16 protein-coding genes, 2 tRNA genes and 3 rRNA genes are annotated in these 19,345 nt (G+C 52.2%); 13 read left to right on the forward strand and 8 right to left on the reverse strand.

The features are described from left to right. The first annotated feature begins 98 nt into the window (after positions 1–98). From ldcC to tilS, 3 genes are all read left to right on the forward strand, one after another. Positions 99–2,237, forward strand: coding sequence for a lysine decarboxylase LdcC (gene ldcC, locus WN16_RS07915; RefSeq protein ID WP_003018509.1), 2,139 nt, complete (start codon positions 99–101; stop codon positions 2,235–2,237). A 66-nt stretch (positions 2,238–2,303) separates the two neighbouring features. Continuing rightward, entirely contained in the window at positions 2,304–2,693 is a 390-nt protein-coding gene (locus WN16_RS07920; protein WP_003018507.1) for a VOC family protein, read from the forward strand. A 61-nt stretch (positions 2,694–2,754) separates the two neighbouring features. Then, a complete protein-coding gene (gene tilS, locus WN16_RS07925; protein ID WP_032937594.1) occupies positions 2,755–4,047 on the forward strand; it encodes a tRNA lysidine(34) synthetase TilS in 1,293 nt (430 codons plus the stop codon). A 63-nt stretch (positions 4,048–4,110) separates the two neighbouring features. Here tilS and rof read toward each other — a convergent pair whose 3' ends face one another. Both rof and WN16_RS07935 read right to left on the reverse strand, forming a co-directional pair. After that, a complete protein-coding gene (gene rof / locus WN16_RS07930; protein WP_003018503.1) occupies positions 4,111–4,371 on the reverse strand; it encodes a Rho-binding antiterminator in 261 nt (86 codons plus the stop codon). Continuing rightward, positions 4,358–4,558, reverse strand: a complete 201-nt coding sequence (locus WN16_RS07935; protein ID WP_003018499.1) for a YaeP family protein — start codon at positions 4,556–4,558, stop codon at positions 4,358–4,360. Before WN16_RS07935 ends, rof begins: the two co-directional genes overlap by 14 nt. Before the next feature lie 188 nt (positions 4,559–4,746). Here WN16_RS07935 and WN16_RS07940 point away from each other — a divergent pair, with 188 nt between their 5' ends. From WN16_RS07940 to nlpE, 3 genes are read left to right on the forward strand one after another with little or no spacing between them, the layout of a single operon-like run. Then, positions 4,747–5,292: a YaeQ family protein gene (locus WN16_RS07940; protein WP_003018497.1), complete on the forward strand. Its 546-nt coding sequence runs from the start codon at positions 4,747–4,749 to the stop codon at positions 5,290–5,292. Next, positions 5,289–5,711, forward strand: a complete 423-nt coding sequence (arfB, locus tag WN16_RS07945) for an alternative ribosome rescue aminoacyl-tRNA hydrolase ArfB (protein ID WP_003018489.1) — start codon at positions 5,289–5,291, stop codon at positions 5,709–5,711. Before WN16_RS07940 ends, arfB begins: the two co-directional genes overlap by 4 nt. Before the next feature lie 30 nt (positions 5,712–5,741). After that, the gene (nlpE, locus tag WN16_RS07950) at positions 5,742–6,440 is read left to right on the forward strand and encodes an envelope stress response activation lipoprotein NlpE (RefSeq protein WP_088169045.1); all 699 of its coding nucleotides are present in this window, start codon (positions 5,742–5,744) and stop codon (positions 6,438–6,440) included. Positions 6,441–6,484: 44 nt separating this feature from the next. Here the strand turns inward: nlpE and proS are convergent, their stop codons facing one another. From proS to metN, 6 genes are all read right to left on the reverse strand, one after another. Beyond that, complete coding sequence (proS, locus tag WN16_RS07955; protein ID WP_016149584.1) at positions 6,485–8,203, reverse strand: proline--tRNA ligase; 1,719 nt, start codon at positions 8,201–8,203, stop codon at positions 6,485–6,487. Between the two features lie 113 nt (positions 8,204–8,316). Further along, on the reverse strand, positions 8,317–9,024 hold the full coding sequence (gene tsaA / locus WN16_RS07960; RefSeq protein WP_032937595.1) for a tRNA (N6-threonylcarbamoyladenosine(37)-N6)-methyltransferase TrmO: 708 nt from the start codon (positions 9,022–9,024) through the stop codon (positions 8,317–8,319). Beyond that, entirely contained in the window at positions 9,021–9,425 is a 405-nt protein-coding gene (gene rcsF, locus WN16_RS07965; protein ID WP_032937596.1) for an Rcs stress response system protein RcsF, read from the reverse strand. The genes tsaA and rcsF overlap by 4 nt, the downstream gene beginning before the upstream one ends. Positions 9,426–9,541: 116 nt before the next feature. Beyond that, positions 9,542–10,357, reverse strand: a complete 816-nt coding sequence (gene metQ, locus WN16_RS07970) for a methionine ABC transporter substrate-binding lipoprotein MetQ (protein ID WP_003018474.1) — start codon at positions 10,355–10,357, stop codon at positions 9,542–9,544. 44 nt (positions 10,358–10,401) lie between these two features. After that, complete coding sequence (locus WN16_RS07975; RefSeq protein ID WP_003018471.1) at positions 10,402–11,055, reverse strand: methionine ABC transporter permease MetI; 654 nt, start codon at positions 11,053–11,055, stop codon at positions 10,402–10,404. Next, positions 11,048–12,079: a methionine ABC transporter ATP-binding protein MetN gene (gene metN / locus WN16_RS07980; protein WP_003018468.1), complete on the reverse strand. Its 1,032-nt coding sequence runs from the start codon at positions 12,077–12,079 to the stop codon at positions 11,048–11,050. Before metN ends, WN16_RS07975 begins: the two co-directional genes overlap by 8 nt. A 190-nt stretch (positions 12,080–12,269) precedes the next feature. Here metN and gmhB point away from each other — a divergent pair, with 190 nt between their 5' ends. From gmhB to dkgB, 7 genes are all read left to right on the forward strand, one after another. Continuing rightward, positions 12,270–12,836, forward strand: a complete 567-nt coding sequence (gmhB, locus tag WN16_RS07985; RefSeq protein WP_003829138.1) for a D-glycero-beta-D-manno-heptose 1,7-bisphosphate 7-phosphatase — start codon at positions 12,270–12,272, stop codon at positions 12,834–12,836. A gap of 366 nt (positions 12,837–13,202) precedes the next feature. Then, a 16S ribosomal RNA gene (locus WN16_RS07990) occupies positions 13,203–14,744 on the forward strand. 85 nt (positions 14,745–14,829) lie between these two features. Then, positions 14,830–14,905 (forward strand) — tRNA-Glu (locus tag WN16_RS07995). A gap of 221 nt (positions 14,906–15,126) precedes the next feature. After that, positions 15,127–18,034: ribosomal RNA gene (locus WN16_RS08000) — 23S ribosomal RNA — on the forward strand. 90 nt (positions 18,035–18,124) lie between these two features. Then, a 5S ribosomal RNA gene (rrf, locus tag WN16_RS08005) occupies positions 18,125–18,240 on the forward strand. The 16S, 23S and 5S rRNA genes sit together here with 2 tRNA genes alongside, the layout of an rRNA operon. Positions 18,241–18,295: 55 nt before the next feature. Beyond that, a tRNA-Asp gene (locus tag WN16_RS08010) sits at positions 18,296–18,372 on the forward strand. Between the two features lie 164 nt (positions 18,373–18,536). Continuing rightward, on the forward strand, positions 18,537–19,340 hold the full coding sequence (gene dkgB / locus WN16_RS08015; RefSeq protein ID WP_044702527.1) for a 2,5-didehydrogluconate reductase DkgB: 804 nt from the start codon (positions 18,537–18,539) through the stop codon (positions 19,338–19,340). Positions 19,341–19,345: the final 5 nt, after the last annotated feature.

Consider the following 19,345-nt stretch of genomic DNA (forward strand, 5'->3'; position numbering starts at 1 on the left):
CTGCATTAATTCTGAAAAGGGCCACAATGCTGTGGCCCTTTTTTTTACCTGTGGTTTGGCCAGGCTATGATTAACTAAGGTTTTTCCAGGAGGAACGCATGAATATCATTGCCATCATGGGACCACATGGCGTCTTTTATAAAGATGAGCCCATCAAGGAACTTGAACGTGCGCTGCAGCAGCAGGGGTTTCAGATTATCTGGCCGCAGAATAGCGTCGACCTGCTGAAGTTTATCGAACATAACCCGCGAATTTGCGGCGTCATTTTTGACTGGGATGAATACAGTCTGGAACTGTGCAGCGACATCAACCAGCTCAACGAGTATCTCCCGCTCTACGCCTTTATTAATACCCATTCGACGATGGATGTCAGTGCGCACGACCTGCGCATGGCGCTGTGGTTTTTTGAGTATGCGCTGGGTCAGTCTGAAGACATTGCCACCCGCATCCGCCAGTACACCAGCGAATACCTCGATAACATCACGCCTCCTTTCACCAAAGCGCTGTTTACCTATGTGAAGGAAGGGAAGTATACCTTCTGCACGCCTGGGCACATGGCGGGAACGGCGTACCAGAAAAGTCCGGTCGGCTGCCTGTTCTATGATTTCTTTGGCGGCAATACGCTGAAAGCCGACGTGTCCATTTCCGTAACCGAACTGGGCTCATTGCTTGATCATACCGGTCCGCACCTGGAAGCGGAGGAGTATATCGCGCGTACTTTTGGTGCCGAGCAGAGCTATATGGTGACCAACGGCACCTCGACATCGAACAAGATTGTCGGTATGTATGCTGCACCTGCAGGCAGTACGCTCCTGATTGACCGCAACTGCCATAAGTCACTGGCGCATTTGCTGATGATGAGTGATGTGGTGCCAATCTGGCTGAAGCCTACGCGTAACGCGCTGGGGATCCTCGGCGGTATACCCCGTCGGGAATTTACCCACGCAAGCATTGAACGCAAAGTTGAGGAAACCAATCAGGCGCAATGGCCGGTCCACGCGGTGATCACCAACTCCACCTATGATGGCCTGTTGTATAACACCAACTGGATCAAACAAACGCTGGATGTGCCCTCCATCCATTTTGATTCAGCCTGGGTGCCGTATACCCATTTTCATCCGATCTATCAGGGGAAAAGCGGGATGAGCGGCGAACGGGTACCGGGAAAGGTGATTTTTGAAACCCAGTCCACCCACAAGATGCTGGCGGCGTTGTCACAGGCTTCGCTGATCCACATTAAGGGCGACTATGATGAAGACACGTTCAACGAAGCCTTTATGATGCACACCTCTACGTCTCCGAGCTATCCGATAGTGGCGTCGATAGAAACGGCGGCGGCAATGCTGCGTGGCAATTCAGGCAAGCGGTTAATCAATCGTTCGGTGGAACGGGCGCTGCATTTCCGTAAAGAAGTGCAGCGTCTGCGTGAAGAGTCGGATGGCTGGTTCTTTGATATCTGGCAGCCGGAAAAGGTAGATGAAGCAGAGTGCTGGCCGGTAGCGCCAGGTGAAGACTGGCACGGATTTGTTGATGCTGATGCCGACCACATGTTCCTTGACCCGGTGAAGGTCACGATTTTGACGCCGGGAATGGATGAACAGGGAAATATGAGCGAAGAGGGGATCCCCGCGGCGCTGGTGGCGAAATTCCTTGATGAACGCGGTGTCGTAGTCGAGAAGACGGGACCGTATAACCTGTTGTTCCTGTTCAGCATTGGTATTGATAAAACCCGGGCGATGGGGCTGCTACGTGGCCTGACGGAATTTAAGCGCTCGTACGATCTGAATTTACGTGTGAAAAATATGCTGCCGGATCTATATGCTGAAGATCCCGATTTCTATCGCAATATGCGTATTCAGGATCTGGCGCAGGGGATCCATCAGTTGATCCGCCAGCATGATCTCTCCGGGTTGATGCTGCGGGCATTTGATACCTTGCCGGAAATGAAAATGACGCCGCACCAGGCCTGGCAGCGGCAGATCAAAGGTGAGGTCGAAACGGTAGCACTTGATCAACTGGTGGGGCGCGTTTCTGCCAATATGATCCTGCCTTATCCTCCCGGTGTGCCGCTTTTGATGCCCGGGGAAATGATCACTGCCAAAAGCCGGGCTGTCCTCGATTTTCTTCTGATGCTGTGCTCGGTAGGGCAGCGCTACCCTGGATTTGAAACCGATATCCATGGCGCTAAACTGGGCGAGGATGGCCTGTATCGCGTGAGAGTCTTAAAAATGGCATAACGACTTGCCTGACCCCAAGACGTTCGAGTAACGTTCTGACAGAAAAATGAAAGAGGCGATGACGCTATGCTGGGATTAAAACAGGTTCACCATATTGCCATTATTGCGACAGACTACGCGGCGAGTAAGGCATTTTACTGCGATGTGCTTGGCTTTACACTGATGAGCGAAGCCTATCGGGAAGAGAGAGACTCGTGGAAAGGCGATCTGGCATTGAACGGCCAGTATGTGATTGAGCTTTTTTCTTTCCCGTTTCCACCTTGCCGTCCGAGCCGACCGGAAGCCTGTGGTTTGCGTCATCTGGCGTTCAGCGTAGATGACGTGGAAAAGGCGATAATTCATCTGGAAAGCCATGATGTGAAATGCGAGCCGGTACGAATCGATCCGTTTACCGGCAAACGTTTTACGTTTTTTAACGATCCGGACGGATTACCCCTCGAACTGTACGAGCTGTAAGGCTTGTCATTGTGGCGTTAGCCCGGTAACGTGCCGGGCAATGCCATTGTAAGTAACCATCATGACGACACTCACGCTGAACACTTCGCTGCTGAATTCTCAATCGATTCTGGTCGCCTTTAGCGGCGGGCTGGATTCCACCGTATTGCTGCATCAGTTGGTGCAGTGGCGAGCGCTGCATCCTGATGTTGCTTTACGCGCAATCCACATTCATCACGGATTAAGCCCACACGCAGACAGTTGGGTACAGCACTGTGAGTCGGTATGTGCGCAGTGGCAGGTGTCGCTGGTGGTTGAGCGGGTACACCTTGAGGATGATGGTCTGGGCATCGAAGCCCAGGCGCGACGCGCGCGCTATCAGGCGTTTGCGCAGACCTTACTACCGGGCGAGGTGCTGATGACCGCACAGCATCTCGATGACCAGTGTGAAACCTTTCTGCTGGCGCTTAAACGCGGCAGTGGTCCTGCCGGACTTTCCGCTATGGGGGAAAGCTCTCCGTTTGCCGGAACCCAGCTGATTCGACCGCTGCTGGCGCAAACGCGAGAGGCGCTTGAAGCATGGGCACGGCAGCATGAATTATGCTGGATTGAAGATGAAAGCAATCAGGATGATACCTACGATCGCAATTTCCTCAGATTGCGCGTTACCCCATTGCTCCAACAGCGCTGGCCGCACTTCGCGCAAGCCGTTGCCCGCAGCGCTGCGCTGTGCGCTGAGCAGGAGAGTTTACTGGATGAACTGCTGGCCAGCGATTTAGCCGATTGCATCACATCCCGCGGAACACTGTTACTGACGCCATTAATGATGATGAGTGGCGTGCGTCGTGCCGCTCTGCTTCGTCGCTGGCTGGCGGGGTTAAATGCGCCGATGCCTTCCCGTGATGGGCTGGAACGTATCTGGCAGGAAGTGGCGCTGGCGCGGGAAGATGCGTCACCAAGTTTTCGCCTCGGGGAGTACGAGGTCCGTCGTTATCAGTCACAGCTGTGGTGGGTGAAGTCAGTCGATGGGCAAAGCGAAACTGTTATCTCGTGGTTAGAGTGGAAAACACCGTTGACGCTGCCTGCCGGATTGGGTTCGGTTCAGTTAATCTCTGCGGGTGATTTGCGCTTGCCGCAAGCGGATGAAGTCGTCAGTATCCGTTTTAAAGCGCCAGGGTTATTGCATATTGTCGGGCGTAACGGCGGACGGAAATTAAAAAAAATCTGGCAGGAGCAGGGGATCCCGCCCTGGCGACGAGATACCACACCGCTGCTGTTTTACGGCGAAACGTTGATTGCTGCTGCGGGTGTTTTCGTGACGCGTGAGGGGACGGCGGAAGGTGAAGAAGGCGTGAGGCTGGTATGGCATGCCTGATGGTGCTGCGCTTATCAGGCCTACGTTTCACATGGAAAGTAGGCCGGATAAGGCGAAAAAAAGTTAAGATTCGCTGACCACCACGGTACCGATCTGCGGGTGGCTGAAGCTGGCAATTTTGTCGAGACGAAGCTCCCGGGTTTCACCTGCGACATCTGCGACCAGATACTCCACGTTTTTGCGTGAAACCAGGTCGTTCGCTTTCGCCTGCAAAACTTCGCCATCTTTTAGCGCCAGCGTCAGTAACAAATGGTGCTGGCAGGCGAGTTCAAGATTGTCGTAATCATCGCAGTTGATGGGTTGATACGTTTCATTCATTGACATAATCGCTCACCAGTAAGTTCGCGGCAGCATACGCCGCTTTTTCCCTGACCGACTCTGGAAGGGCGCTGTCTGCCGCCACTTCATTAAGCACCTTCAATACGCAACCCAGCGCATCCGGGATATACCCTAAGTCTCCGCTGGCGATTTCCGCGTACCGCTTGCGTATTAACTCACAATATTTTTCCACATGCCCTCCTGTCAGCACTCTGACTTAACCGTGGATGCAAGTCTAAGCCTACGAAGATAAACTCTGTTTAGCAAGGTGACTATACCATACTCATTCAAGCAATATCAGCGCCTTGATAGAGGAGCAGTTAGCAGCCTTTTGTCGCAGTTTTCGCTACAATGTGCGCCTGATTCGAAAGGAGTTCTCTCATGGCGCTTAAAGCGACAATTTATAAAGCCGTCGTCAACGTAGCGGATCTTGACCGCAACCAGTTCCTTGACGCGGCCTTGACGCTGGCGCGTCACCCCTCTGAAACCCAGGAGCGCATGATGTTGCGCCTGCTGGCCTGGATCAAATATGCCGATGAACGGCTGCAATTCACGCGTGGTCTGAGTGCGGAAGACGAGCCTGAAGCATGGCTGCGTAACGACCATCTGGGTATCGATCTCTGGATTGAGCTGGGTCTGCCGGATGAGCGCCGTATTAAAAAAGCCTGTACCCAGTCTGGAGAGGTTGCCCTGTTTGCTTACAACAGCCGTGCGGCTCAGATCTGGTGGCAGCAAAATCAGAACAAGTGCGCGCAATTTAAAAATCTGACCGTGTGGTATCTGGATGATGAACAACTGGCGCAACTGAGTGATTTTGCAGGTCGTACAATGGCGCTGCAGGCAACTATCCAGGACGGTGCTATCTGGCTGTCTGACTCTCAGAACAATCTGGAAATTCATCTGACCGCGTGGCAGCCGCGTTCATGATTGTTATCTCCCGAAACGTCTCTATCCCTGATAATGAGCTGGAAATCACGGCGATTCGGGCGCAGGGCGCGGGCGGTCAGCACGTTAACAAGACCTCGACGGCTATCCATTTGCGCTTTGACATTCGGGCCTCTGGCCTGCCAGAGTATTACAAGGAACGTTTGCTTGCCGCCAGCCATCATCTGATTAGCGGTGATGGCGTTATTATCATTAAGGCGCAGGAATACCGTAGCCAGGAACTTAATCGGGAAGCGGCAATCTCCCGGCTGGTAGCGGTGATAAAAGAATTAACCGCAGTGCAAAAAAGCCGACAGGCAACTCGCCCTACACGCGCCTCGAAAGAGCGCAGGTTGTCATCGAAGGCGCAAAAATCCACAGTGAAAGCACTGCGTGGGAGAGTTCGTCGAACGCAAGACTGACGAGCGGGAATAAAAATTTATAAGGAATTGATAGTGAAAACAGCAATATTGTCCGTAGTCGCTGCATGCACGCTTTTTTCCTTGATCGGCTGTAATAACCATACTGAAGTTGAAGTACTACAGCCGACGCGGGCGGCAGAATTAAAACCGATGCAGCAAAGCTGGCGTGGCATCTTACCTTGCGCGGACTGTGAAGGGATTGAAACCTCTCTGTTTCTGGAAAAAGACGGTACATGGGTGATGAACGAACGTTATCAGGGCGTGCGGGATGAACCGTCTTCGTTTGCCTCTTATGGCACATGGGCGCGCACTGCCGACAAGCTGGTGCTGACCGACAGCAAAGGTGAAAAGTCGTACTACCGGGCTAAAGGCGAGGCGCTGGAAATGCTCGATCGTGAAGGTAACCCGATTGAGTCACAGTTTAACTACACGCTCCAGCCAGTTTCCGCCAGCTTACCGGTGACGCCAATGCCGATGCGAGGCATGTATTTCTATATGGCTGACGCGGCAATCTTTACCGACTGCGCAACGGGTAAACGGATGCCGGTGGCGAATAATGCTCAGCTTGAACGTGACTATTTAGCTGCGCGTGCAGAAAACGGACAGTCCGTATTGCTGACGCTTGAGGCGCATTTCACGCTGGAGTCAAACCCGGATACGGGTGAGAAAGTGAAAACGTTGATGGCGGATAAAGACGCGAAATTTATCCCCGGTAAAGCGTGTAATTAATCGATAGAAAAAAGGCCCTGATAATCAGGGCCTTTTTGTTGGTATTAGCCTTTAATGGCTTTGACCAGGAAGTCGACGATGTCGCCGGTTTTAATCAGCTCTTTCTCGCCGTTACGACGGTATTTGTATTCGATATCGTCGTTGTCGAGGTTACGGTCGCCCAGCACGATAGTGTGCGGAATACCGATCAGTTCCATATCGGCAAACATCACGCCCGGACGCTCTTTACGGTCGTCCATCAGCACTTCAATGCCCTGAGCGCGCAGCTCAGCGTACAGTTTTTCAGCCAGTTCCTGCACGCGGTAGGACTTGTGCATGTTCATCGGCAGAATCGCGACCTGGAACGGAGCAATGGCGTCTGGCCATACGATGCCGCGATCGTCATAGTTCTGTTCGATAGCAGCAGCAACCACGCGAGTGACCCCGATACCGTAGCAACCCATGGTCAGGATCTGGTTACGACCATCTTCGCCCTGTACGGCGGCTTTCATCGCTTCAGAGTACTTGGTACCCAACTGGAAGATGTGGCCGACTTCGATACCGCGTTTGATCATCAGCGTACCTTTGCCGTCCGGGCTCGGGTCGCCGGCGACCACGTTACGGATGTCTGCAACTTCCGGGGTAACTACGTCGCGATCCCAGTTGATACCGAAATAGTGTTTACCGTCGATGTTGGCACCGGCAGCGAAATCGCTCATTACTGCAACGGTACGGTCGATAACCACCGGAATCGGCATATTCACCGGACCGAGTGAGCCTGGACCTGCTTTTACCAACGCACGAATTTCTTCTTCGGTGGCAAAGGTCAACGGGCTGGCAACCTGCGGCAGTTTTTCCGCTTTGACTTCGTTCAGCTCGTGATCGCCACGAACCAGCAGGGCGACCAGCGGGTAGCTGCTGCCTTCAACCGCTTTCACCAGCAGGGTTTTCACGGTTTTTTCGATAGGCAGGTTGAACTGCTCAACCAGTTCGGCGATGGTTTTGGCGTTCGGAGTATCAACCAGCGTCATTTCCTGAGTTGCTGCTGCGCGCGGCTCTTTCGGCGCAACGGCTTCGGCGAATTCGATGTTCGCCGCATAATCGGAGGAGTCGGAGAAGATCACATCGTCTTCGCCGCTCTGTGCCAGGACCTGGAATTCGTGAGAGGCGCTGCCGCCAATAGAACCGGTATCCGCTTGTACTGCACGGAAATCCAGCCCCATACGGCTGAAGATTTTGCTGTACGCAGCGTACATCGCATCGTAGGTTTCCTGCAGGGATTCCTGAGAGGTGTGGAAAGAGTAGGCATCTTTCATCAGGAATTCGCGGGAACGCATCACGCCGAAACGCGGACGGACTTCGTCACGGAATTTGGTCTGGATCTGATAGAAGTTCAGCGGCAGCTGTTTGTAAGAGCTCAGCTCGTTACGGATCAAGTCGGTGATCACTTCTTCATGCGTTGGGCCGAGGACGAACGAACGATCGCCACGGTCAGCAATACGCAGCAGTTCCGGGCCGTATTGTTCCCAACGGCCGCTCTCTTCCCACAGTTCAGAAGGCTGAACGACCGGCATCAACACCTCTATCGCACCGGCGTTGTTCATCTCTTCACGCACGATATTTTCGACTTTTTTCAGGACGCGCACGCCGGTCGGCAGCCAGGTATATAACCCGGAGGCCAGCTTGCGGATCATCCCGGCGCGCAGCATCAGCTGGTGGCTGATGACTTCGGCGTCGGCAGGTGTCTCCTTCAGAGTGGAGAGCAGATATTGGCTAGTACGCATGTTGTTACGGTTCCAGTTGAACGATCGAACAGGCTCAAAACGAGCCTGGCACAAAACAAAAGTGGTTTAGTTTACCAGCGAGAAAGGGATGTCAAAAGAGTACGCGACGCAAATTAGCGGGCTTCCAGAGCAAAGACCTCAAATCCTGACGGTGTGACGCGCCAGCGGACGTTAAAGTCCAGCAGCCAGACGGCGTAGGTTTTGCCTTCTTCCTCATTTTTACGGTAGGCAGGACGCGGATCCTGCGCCAGCACTTCGGTAATAAACTGACGAAGACGCGGGTAACGTTGTTCGAGCTTTGATAGCTGCTCCGCGAGATCTTCACTGAACGTCACCTCGACGCTGGCCTGAGGTGCGTCCTGGGCATAGCTGGCGCGAGCATCAGGCAGCGATTCGGCAAACGGCAGATACGGCTTAATATCCACTACTGGCGTTCCGTCAACAAGGTCCAGTCCACCGAGTTCGAGGATTACGTGCTCTTTATGGCAGTGGATGCCCCGCAGCTCTACCAACGACATGCCAACAGGGTTAGGACGAAACGTTGAACGTGTGGCAAAGACACCCATTCTGGCGTTGCCACCAAGACGGGGAGGGCGCACGGTCGGACGCCATCCACCTTCCATTGTCTGGTGAAAAACAAAAATCACCCACAAATGACTGAAGGCTTCCAGGCCGCGAACGGCATCGGCCTGGTTATAAGGTGCGAGCAAATGCAGTTCGCCGCAGGCGCTTTTCACCAGACCTGGCTGGCGTGGAACGGCGAACTTTTCTTTATATGGTGAGCGGATAACGCCTATTTGCTCGAACTGAAAATGGCTCATTTCGCCGAAATGTTCAGTGCAGAACCGATGCAAACCGCCTGACGATAGCAACCCGGTGTTCCGCTGGTCACTTCGCAACTGTGCAGCAATACCGCATTAGCTTTCATTTTTGATGCGTTAATCTGCATGCGTTTGCGCGCGGTTGGAATGCTCGGAGGGGAATCCTGGTTGGATGCCTGGCAGGATTCACCGCTAACTTCGCCAAGATCGCGGAACGGCTTGCCTACTAAATCTTCAGCGTTAGTAATGATTCTTACCGGCGTCGCGCGCGGTGCTTTCGGTTTTTCCGGCTCCGTTTTCGGCGGGGTTGCGGTGCTTTGAACGGGTTCAACAGGGGATCTGCTTAACATAGAACAGCCGCTCAGCAAGAGTGCTACTAAACAGATCGGTAAAGCACGCATAATATTTCCTCAATGAATGATCTAAACGTCAGATATTGAATCAGGTGCTTGCATAAATGACAAGACGGGCAAGCGCCCGTCCTGATGATATTACATATTCTGTAAACAGCCTAAAATTACCAGCCCTTAACAGCACCGCCGTTGAAGACTTTGTTTGCTGCTTCGTACACTTCATCAGACTGATATGCCTGAACGAATTTCTTCACGTTCTCAGCATCTTTGTTGTCTTCACGCGTCACGATCAGGTTTACGTACGGAGAATCTTTATCTTCAACAAAGATACCGTCTTTTGCCGGCGTCAGGCCGATCTGGCTGGCGTAGGTGGTGTTGATGACCGCCAGTGCGATTTGAGCATCGTCCAGAGAACGCGGCAGCTGCGGCGCTTCCAGTTCAACCAGCTTCAGGTTTTTCGGGTTTTCAATCACGTCCAGCGCGGTCGGCAGCAGGCCAACACCGTCTTTCAGCTTGATTAAGCCCACTTTTTGCAGCAGCAGCAAGGAACGGCCAAGGTTAGTCGGGTCGTTTGGAATCGCGACCTGTGAACCGTCCTGCAGCTCATCCAGTGATTTGATTTTTTTGGAATAGCCCGCAATCGGGTAAACAAAAGTATTGCCTACAGCAACCAGCTTGTAACCGCGATCTTTGATCTGCTGATCCAGGTACGGTTTGTGCTGGAAGGCGTTAGCATCGATATCGCCTTTGCTCAGCGCTTCGTTAGGCAGAACGTAATCGTTAAACGTGACCAGCTCAACGTCCAGACCGTATTTTTCTTTAGCTACTTTCTGCGCGACTTCTGCAACCTGCTGCTCTGCGCCAACAATAACGCCCACTTTGATGTGATTAGGATCTTTTTCATCCTGACCGCAACCCACAAGTGCCAGAGAACCGATCAGGGCTCCAACTGCCGCAAAGGTTTTGAATTTGAACGCCATGCTTATTTCCTTTTCTTAATGAGTTTTTAGTGTTGTGTGCAACGTTATTTGTGTGTGACAGCCCGGACGATGCGATCGCCGGATAACTGAATTAAATAAACCAGAACGACGAGCAATACCAGTACTGTATTCATTACTGTAGCGTTGTAACCAATATAGCCGTACTGATAACCAATCTGTCCAAGACCACCGGCACCGACGGCACCGCCCATCGCGGAGTAACCAACCAGCGTGATAAGGGTGATGGTGGCCGCATTGACCAGTCCTGGCAGCGCTTCTGGTAGTAATACCTTACGTACAATTTGCAGCGGCGTGGCGCCCATCGCACGAGAGGCTTCTATTAGCCCGGTCGGGATTTCGAGCAGCGCGTTTTCCACCATGCGGGCGATAAACGGTGCGGCGCCGACGGTCAGCGGGACGATAGCGGCCTGCAGTCCGATAGAGGTGCCTACGATCATGCGGGTGAACGGAATCATCCAAACTAATAAGATGATGAACGGGATGGAACGGAAAATGTTCACCAGCGCAGAGAGCGTACGGTAGAGCTTCGCGTTCTCAATGATTTGCCCCGGACGCGTTACGTACAGCAACACGCCAACCGGCAGACCGATCACAAAACCAAAAAAACCGGACACAAAGGTCATTGCCAGCGTTTCCCATACGCCGCGAACCAGCAGCCACATCATCGGCTCAGACATAACCCAGTACCTCTACTTTTACATGGTGTTCCTGCAACCAGTTGATGGCTGCTTGTGTATCTTCCTGTGTGCCGTGCATTTCAGTCAGCATGATGCCGAATTTCACACCGCCGGCGTAATCCATCTGCGCGCTAATAATGTTGTTATTCACGTTAAAGCGACGGGCCGTCTCAGAGAGCAATGGCGCATCAACGGAATGACCGGTGAATTCCATGCGCAGCATTGGCACACTGTCTGCTTCTGGCTCGGCTTTTAACCGTTCCAGATAATCTTCCGGGATATCCAGGTGCAGCGTGGACTGAATAAATTTCTGTGCCAGCGGCGTTTTCGGGTGTGAGAACACTTCGCTGACGGTGTCTTGCTCAATCAGTTCACCATTACTGATGACTGCCACGCAGTCACAAATACGTTTTACAACGTCCATCTCATGGGTAATCAGCAGAATGGTAAGTCCCAGACGACGGTTAATGTCTTTCAATAATTCCAGAATCGAGCGGGTCGTTGCCGGATCGAGTGCGCTGGTGGCTTCATCACACAGCAGCACTTTGGGATTGCTTGCCAGCGCACGGGCGATCGCCACGCGCTGTTTTTGTCCACCGGAAAGATTGGCCGGGTAGCTATCGTGCTTGTCACCAAGACCAACCAAATCCAACAGTTCTGTTACACGGCGTTTGATCTCTTCTTTTGGCGTGTTATCCAGTTCCAGCGGCAGCGCGACGTTGCCAAACACGGTGCGGGAAGAGAGCAGGTTAAAGTGTTGGAAAATCATGCCGATTTGACGGCGAGCTTTGGTCAGCTCTGACTCAGAAAGCGTCGTGAGTTCCTGACCGCCGACCTGAACGCTGCCTTCGGTTGGGCGTTCAAGTAAGTTAACGCAGCGGATGAGCGTACTTTTACCGGCACCGGAGGCGCCAATAACGCCATAAATCTGCCCGGCAGGAACATGCAGGCTGACGTTATTTAACGCCTGAATGGTGCGAGTCCCCTGCTGGAACACTTTGGTGATATTCGAAAGTTTAATCATTGGTTATTTATTATCGTAATTAAGTTAGCCGTGGCATTTTCGTCTGTCAGGTACGGTCGAAGCCGTCAACAAGATGGATGTTAAGGCATCCAGACGTCTAAATCAATCAGGCTTTGCGCGATGAGCACTTTCTTGCCCGCTGAAACATGCGATACTAGAGCCACATGCCTTTATTCAGGAGCTATAAAAGGTGGCAAAGTCTGTACCCGCAATTTTTCTCGACCGTGACGGTACCATTAATGTGGACCACGGTTATGTACATGAGATCGACGAGTTTGAGTTTATCGACGGCGTTATTGATGCCATGCGTGAACTTAAAAAGATGGGTTACGCGCTCATTATTGTGACGAACCAGTCTGGTATCGCGCGTGGTAAATTTACTGAGGCGCAGTTTGAAACGTTGACCGAATGGATGGACTGGTCGCTGGCCGATCGCGATGTTGAGCTGGATGGCATCTACTACTGCCCGCATCACCCACAGGGTACCGTGGAAGAGTATCGTCAGGTCTGCGACTGTCGTAAACCGCATCCTGGCATGTTTATCTCCGCCCGAGACTTCTTGCACATCGATATGGCCGCTTCTTATATGGTAGGCGACAAAATTGAAGATATGCAGGCGGCGGCAGCTGCGAATGTTGGCACGAAGGTATTGGTGCGCACAGGCAAACCCGTCACACCGGAAGCAGAAAATGCGGCAGATTTGGTCATAAATAGTCTGGCAGACCTGCCAATGGCGATAAAAAAGCAGCAAAAGTAAGCGTTATGGGTAAAAGGTGAGCGGTTGAAACAAAAATGCATTTTTCCGCTTGTCTTCCTGAGTCGACCCCCTATAATGCGCCTCCATCGACACGGCGGATGTGAATCACTTCACGCAAACAGCCGGTTTGGTTGAAGAGAAAAACCTGAAAGTGAGGGTTGACTCTGAAAGAGGAAAGCGTAATATACGCCACCTCGCGACAGAGCGCTAAAGCGCGTCGCAACTGCTCTTTAACAATTTATCAGACAATCTGTGTGGGCACTCGAAGATACGGATTCTTAACGTCGCAAGACGAAAAATGAATACCAAGTCTCTGAGTGAACATACGTAATTCATTACGAAGTTTAATTCACGAGCATCAAACTTAAATTGAAGAGTTTGATCATGGCTCAGATTGAACGCTGGCGGCAGGCCTAACACATGCAAGTCGAACGGTAGCACAGAGGAGCTTGCTCCTTGGGTGACGAGTGGCGGACGGGTGAGTAATGTCTGGGAAACTGCCCGATGGAGGGGGATAACTACTGGAAACGGTAGCTAATACCGCATAACGTCGCAAGACCAAAGAGGGGGACCTTCGGGCCTCTTGCCATCGGATGTGCCCAGATGGGATTAGCTAGTAGGTGGGGTAACGGCTCACCTAGGCGACGATCCCTAGCTGGTCTGAGAGGATGACCAGCCACACTGGAACTGAGACACGGTCCAGACTCCTACGGGAGGCAGCAGTGGGGAATATTGCACAATGGGCGCAAGCCTGATGCAGCCATGCCGCGTGTATGAAGAAGGCCTTCGGGTTGTAAAGTACTTTCAGCGAGGAGGAAGGCGTTGTGGTTAATAACCGCAGCGATTGACGTTACTCGCAGAAGAAGCACCGGCTAACTCCGTGCCAGCAGCCGCGGTAATACGGAGGGTGCAAGCGTTAATCGGAATTACTGGGCGTAAAGCGCACGCAGGCGGTCTGTCAAGTCGGATGTGAAATCCCCGGGCTCAACCTGGGAACTGCATCCGAAACTGGCAGGCTAGAGTCTTGTAGAGGGGGGTAGAATTCCAGGTGTAGCGGTGAAATGCGTAGAGATCTGGAGGAATACCGGTGGCGAAGGCGGCCCCCTGGACAAAGACTGACGCTCAGGTGCGAAAGCGTGGGGAGCAAACAGGATTAGATACCCTGGTAGTCCACGCCGTAAACGATGTCGACTTGGAGGTTGTGCCCTTGAGGCGTGGCTTCCGGAGCTAACGCGTTAAGTCGACCGCCTGGGGAGTACGGCCGCAAGGTTAAAACTCAAATGAATTGACGGGGGCCCGCACAAGCGGTGGAGCATGTGGTTTAATTCGATGCAACGCGAAGAACCTTACCTACTCTTGACATCCAGAGAACTTAGCAGAGATGCTTTGGTGCCTTCGGGAACTCTGAGACAGGTGCTGCATGGCTGTCGTCAGCTCGTGTTGTGAAATGTTGGGTTAAGTCCCGCAACGAGCGCAACCCTTATCCTTTGTTGCCAGCGGTCCGGCCGGGAACTCAAAGGAGACTGCCAGTGATAAACTGGAGGAAGGTGGGGATGACGTCAAGTCATCATGGCCCTTACGAGTAGGGCTACACACGTGCTACAATGGCATATACAAAGAGAAGCGACCTCGCGAGAGCAAGCGGACCTCATAAAGTATGTCGTAGTCCGGATTGGAGTCTGCAACTCGACTCCATGAAGTCGGAATCGCTAGTAATCGTGGATCAGAATGCCACGGTGAATACGTTCCCGGGCCTTGTACACACCGCCCGTCACACCATGGGAGTGGGTTGCAAAAGAAGTAGGTAGCTTAACCTTCGGGAGGGCGCTTACCACTTTGTGATTCATGACTGGGGTGAAGTCGTAACAAGGTAACCGTAGGGGAACCTGCGGTTGGATCACCTCCTTACCTTAAAGAACCTGCCTTTGTAGTGCTCACACAGATTGTCTGATGAAAAGTAAATAGCAAGGCGTCTTGCGATTGAGACTTCAGTGTCCCCTTCGTCTAGAGGCCCAGGACACCGCCCTTTCACGGCGGTAACAGGGGTTCGAATCCCCTAGGGGACGCCACTTGCTGGTATGTGTGAGTGAAAGTCGCCGACCTCAATATCTCAAAACTTACCTTCGGGTGACGTTTGAGATATTTGCTCTTTAAAAATCTGGATCAAGCTGAAAATTGAAACGACACACTGTTTCATTTCTCCGTAATAAGAAATGAAAAATGGTGTGTTCGAGTCTCTCAAATTTTCGCAACACGATGATGAATCGAAAGAAACATCTTCGGGTTGTGAGGTTAAGCGACTAAGCGTACACGGTGGATGCCCTGGCAGTCAGAGGCGATGAAGGACGTGCTAATCTGCGATAAGCGTCGGTAAGGTGATATGAACCGTTATAACCGGCGATTTCCGAATGGGGAAACCCAGTGTGATTCGTCACACTATCATTACGTGAATACATAGCGTAATGAAGCGAACCGGGGGAACTGAAACATCTAAGTACCCCGAGGAAAAGAAATCAACCGAGATTCCCCCAGTAGCGGCGAGCGAACGGGGAGCAGCCCAGAGTCTGAATCAGCTTGTGTGTTAGTGGAACGGTCTGGAAAGTCCGACGGTACAGGGTGATAGTCCCGTACACCAAAATGCACAGGTTGTGAACTCGAAGAGTAGGGCGGGACACGTGGTATCCTGTCTGAATATGGGGGGACCATCCTCCAAGGCTAAATACTCCTGACTGACCGATAGTGAACCAGTACCGTGAGGGAAAGGCGAAAAGAACCCCGGCGAGGGGAGTGAAAAAGAACCTGAAACCGTGTACGTACAAGCAGTGGGAGCATCCTTTTGGGTGTGACTGCGTACCTTTTGTATAATGGGTCAGCGACTTATATTCTGTAGCAAGGTTAACCGTATAGGGGAGCCGAAGGGAAACCGAGTCTTAACTGGGCGTTAAGTTGCAGGGTATAGACCCGAAACCCGGTGATCTAGCCATGGGCAGGTTGAAGGTTGGGTAACACTAACTGGAGGACCGAACCGACTAATGTTGAAAAATTAGCGGATGACTTGTGGCTGGGGGTGAAAGGCCAATCAAACCGGGAGATAGCTGGTTCTCCCCGAAAGCTATTTAGGTAGCGCCTCGTGAATTCATCTTCGGGGGTAGAGCACTGTTTCGGCTAGGGGGTCATCCCGACTTACCAACCCGATGCAAACTGCGAATACCGAAGAATGTTATCACGGGAGACACACGGCGGGTGCTAACGTCCGTCGTGAAGAGGGAAACAACCCAGACCGCCAGCTAAGGTCCCAAAGTCATGGTTAAGTGGGAAACGATGTGGGAAGGCACAGACAGCCAGGATGTTGGCTTAGAAGCAGCCATCATTTAAAGAAAGCGTAATAGCTCACTGGTCGAGTCGGCCTGCGCGGAAGATGTAACGGGGCTAAACCATGCACCGAAGCTGCGGCAGCGACACTATGTGTTGTTGGGTAGGGGAGCGTTCTGTAAGCCGTTGAAGGTGTGCTGTGAGGCATGCTGGAGGTATCAGAAGTGCGAATGCTGACATAAGTAACGATAATGCGGGTGAAAAACCCGCACGCCGGAAGACCAAGGGTTCCTGTCCAACGTTAATCGGGGCAGGGTGAGTCGACCCCTAAGGCGAGGCCGAAAGGCGTAGTCGATGGGAAACAGGTTAATATTCCTGTACTTGGTGTTACTGCGAAGGGGGGACGGAGAAGGCTATGTTAGCCGGGCGACGGTTGTCCCGGTTTAAGCATGTAGGCGGAGGTTCCAGGTAAATCCGGTACCTTTTTAACGCTGAGGTGTGATGACGAGGCACTACGGTGCTGAAGTAACAAATGCCCTGCTTCCAGGAAAAGCCTCTAAGCATCAGGTAACACGAAATCGTACCCCAAACCGACACAGGTGGTCAGGTAGAGAATACCAAGGCGCTTGAGAGAACTCGGGTGAAGGAACTAGGCAAAATGGTGCCGTAACTTCGGGAGAAGGCACGCTGATATGTAGGTGAAGTGATTTACTCATGGAGCTGAAATCAGTCGAAGATACCAGCTGGCTGCAACTGTTTATTAAAAACACAGCACTGTGCAAACACGAAAGTGGACGTATACGGTGTGACGCCTGCCCGGTGCCGGAAGGTTAATTGATGGGGTTATCCGTAAGGAGAAGCTCTTGATCGAAGCCCCGGTAAACGGCGGCCGTAACTATAACGGTCCTAAGGTAGCGAAATTCCTTGTCGGGTAAGTTCCGACCTGCACGAATGGCGTAATGATGGCCAGGCTGTCTCCACCCGAGACTCAGTGAAATTGAACTCGCTGTGAAGATGCAGTGTACCCGCGGCAAGACGGAAAGACCCCGTGAACCTTTACTATAGCTTGACACTGAACACTGGTCCTTGATGTGTAGGATAGGTGGGAGGCTTTGAAGTGTGGACGCCAGTCTGCATGGAGCCATCCTTGAAATACCACCCTTTAATGGCTGGTGTTCTAACGTGGACCCGTAATCCGGGTTGCGGACAGTGTCTGGTGGGTAGTTTGACTGGGGCGGTCTCCTCCTAAAGAGTAACGGAGGAGCACGAAGGTTAGCTAATCCTGGTCGGACATCAGGAGGTTAGTGCAAAGGCATAAGCTAGCTTGACTGCGAGAGTGACGGCTCGAGCAGGTGCGAAAGCAGGTCTTAGTGATCCGGTGGTTCTGAATGGAAGGGCCATCGCTCAACGGATAAAAGGTACTCCGGGGATAACAGGCTGATACCGCCCAAGAGTTCATATCGACGGCGGTGTTTGGCACCTCGATGTCGGCTCATCACATCCTGGGGCTGAAGTAGGTCCCAAGGGTATGGCTGTTCGCCATTTAAAGTGGTACGCGAGCTGGGTTTAGAACGTCGTGAGACAGTTCGGTCCCTATCTGCCGTGGGCGCTGGAGAATTGAGGGGGGCTGCTCCTAGTACGAGAGGACCGGAGTGGACGCATCACTGGTGTTCGGGTTGTCATGCCAATGGCATTGCCCGGTAGCTAAATGCGGAAGAGATAAGTGCTGAAAGCATCTAAGCACGAAACTTGCCCCGAGATGAGTTCTCCCTGAGACTATAAGTCTCCTGAAGGAACGTTAAAGACGATGACGTTGATAGGTCGGGTGTGTAAGTGTAGCGATACATTGAGCTAACCGATACTAATGAACCGTGAGGCTTAACCTTACAACGCCGAAGATGTTTTGGCGAAGAGACGACATTCAGCTTGATACAGATTACATCGACATGCCAAAGCGTGTTGATAAACAGAATTTGCCTGGCGGCTGTAGCGCGGTGGTCCCACCTGACCCCATGCCGAACTCAGAAGTGAAACGCCGTAGCGCCGATGGTAGTGTGGGGTCTCCCCATGCGAGAGTAGGGAACTGCCAGGCATTAAATTGCAGTAAACCGGGATGAAGAATCCGGGTAGTGACAAAGAAATTCGGTGGAGCGGTAGTTCAGTTGGTTAGAATACCTGCCTGTCACGCAGGGGGTCGCGGGTTCGAGTCCCGTCCGTTCCGCCACTTATTAAGAGCCCTGAGCATTAGCTCAGGGCTTTTTCTTTGCCTGCAATTTAATTATTGCTACATCCGCAAAAATCCTCTGCATTTATCACTCTTTTTCTATAAAGAGCTGGAAGTCATAATCCTCTTAGTTAACGAACATAGTGATTAAAAAGAGGAATTCTATGGCTATCCCTGCATTCGGTTTGGGTACTTTCCGCCTGAAAGACGACGTGGTTATCGCTTCTGTTAAAACGGCGCTTGAGCTGGGCTACCGTGCTGTCGACACTGCGCAAATCTATGATAATGAAGCGGCTGTTGGTCAGGCGATTGTCGAAAGCGGCGTACCGCGTAACGAACTGTACATCACCACCAAGATCTGGATTGAAAATCTCAGCAAAGAAAAACTGCTCCCAAGTCTGAAAGAAAGCCTGAAGAAACTGCGTACAGATTATGTTGATTTGGCGCTGATCCACTGGCCATCTCCAGGAGATGCTGTATCTGTTGAGGAATTCATGCTGGCGCTGCTCGAAGCAAAACAGCAGGGACTGACTCGTGAAATTGGTATCTCAAACTTCACTATTGCGCTGATGGAAAAAGCCATTGCCGCAGTAGGCGCAGACAATATTGCGACCAACCAGATTGAGCTTTCTCCGTATCTTCAGAGCCGTAAGGTGGTTGACTGGGCGAAAGCACACGGTATCCACATCACCTCTTACATGACGCTGGCTTACGGTAACGCGCTGAAAGATGAAGTGATTGCGCACATTGCCGCTAAACATAACGCGACCCCGGCGCAGGTTATTCTGGCATGGGCAATGGGGGAAGGTTACTCCGTAATTCCTTCTTCTACCAAACGTGAAAACCTGGCAAGCAACCTGCTGGCGCTGGAACTGCATCTGGATGCCGAAGATAAAAAAATGATCGCGGCACTGGACTGCAACGATCGTCTGGTCAGCCCGGAAGGTCTGGCTCCTGCCTGGGATTAATTGCC

Origin of the sequence: Citrobacter sp. ABFQG, assembly GCF_004322975.1 — a bacterium.
Taxonomy (GTDB): Bacteria; Pseudomonadota; Gammaproteobacteria; order Enterobacterales; family Enterobacteriaceae; genus Citrobacter; species Citrobacter freundii.

Bases quoted from the DNA above. Each gene is read 5' to 3' on its own strand.
- ldcC (WP_003018509.1), top strand. From the start codon at position 99: ATGAATATCATTGCCATCATGGGACCACATGGCGTCTTTTATAAAGAT.
- WN16_RS07920 (WP_003018507.1), top strand. From the start codon at position 2,304: ATGCTGGGATTAAAACAGGTTCACCATATTGCCATTATTGCGACAGAC.
- tilS (WP_032937594.1), top strand. From the start codon at position 2,755: ATGACGACACTCACGCTGAACACTTCGCTGCTGAATTCTCAATCGATT.
- rof (WP_003018503.1), bottom strand. From the start codon at position 4,371: ATGTCAATGAATGAAACGTATCAACCCATCAACTGCGATGATTACGAC.
- WN16_RS07940 (WP_003018497.1), top strand. From the start codon at position 4,747: ATGGCGCTTAAAGCGACAATTTATAAAGCCGTCGTCAACGTAGCGGAT.
- arfB (WP_003018489.1), top strand. From the start codon at position 5,289: ATGATTGTTATCTCCCGAAACGTCTCTATCCCTGATAATGAGCTGGAA.
- proS (WP_016149584.1), bottom strand. From the start codon at position 8,203: ATGCGTACTAGCCAATATCTGCTCTCCACTCTGAAGGAGACACCTGCC.
- tsaA (WP_032937595.1), bottom strand. From the start codon at position 9,024: ATGAGCCATTTTCAGTTCGAGCAAATAGGCGTTATCCGCTCACCATAT.
- rcsF (WP_032937596.1), bottom strand. From the start codon at position 9,425: ATGCGTGCTTTACCGATCTGTTTAGTAGCACTCTTGCTGAGCGGCTGT.
- metQ (WP_003018474.1), bottom strand. From the start codon at position 10,357: ATGGCGTTCAAATTCAAAACCTTTGCGGCAGTTGGAGCCCTGATCGGT.
- WN16_RS07975 (WP_003018471.1), bottom strand. From the start codon at position 11,055: ATGTCTGAGCCGATGATGTGGCTGCTGGTTCGCGGCGTATGGGAAACG.
- metN (WP_003018468.1), bottom strand. From the start codon at position 12,079: ATGATTAAACTTTCGAATATCACCAAAGTGTTCCAGCAGGGGACTCGC.
- dkgB (WP_044702527.1), top strand. From the start codon at position 18,537: ATGGCTATCCCTGCATTCGGTTTGGGTACTTTCCGCCTGAAAGACGAC.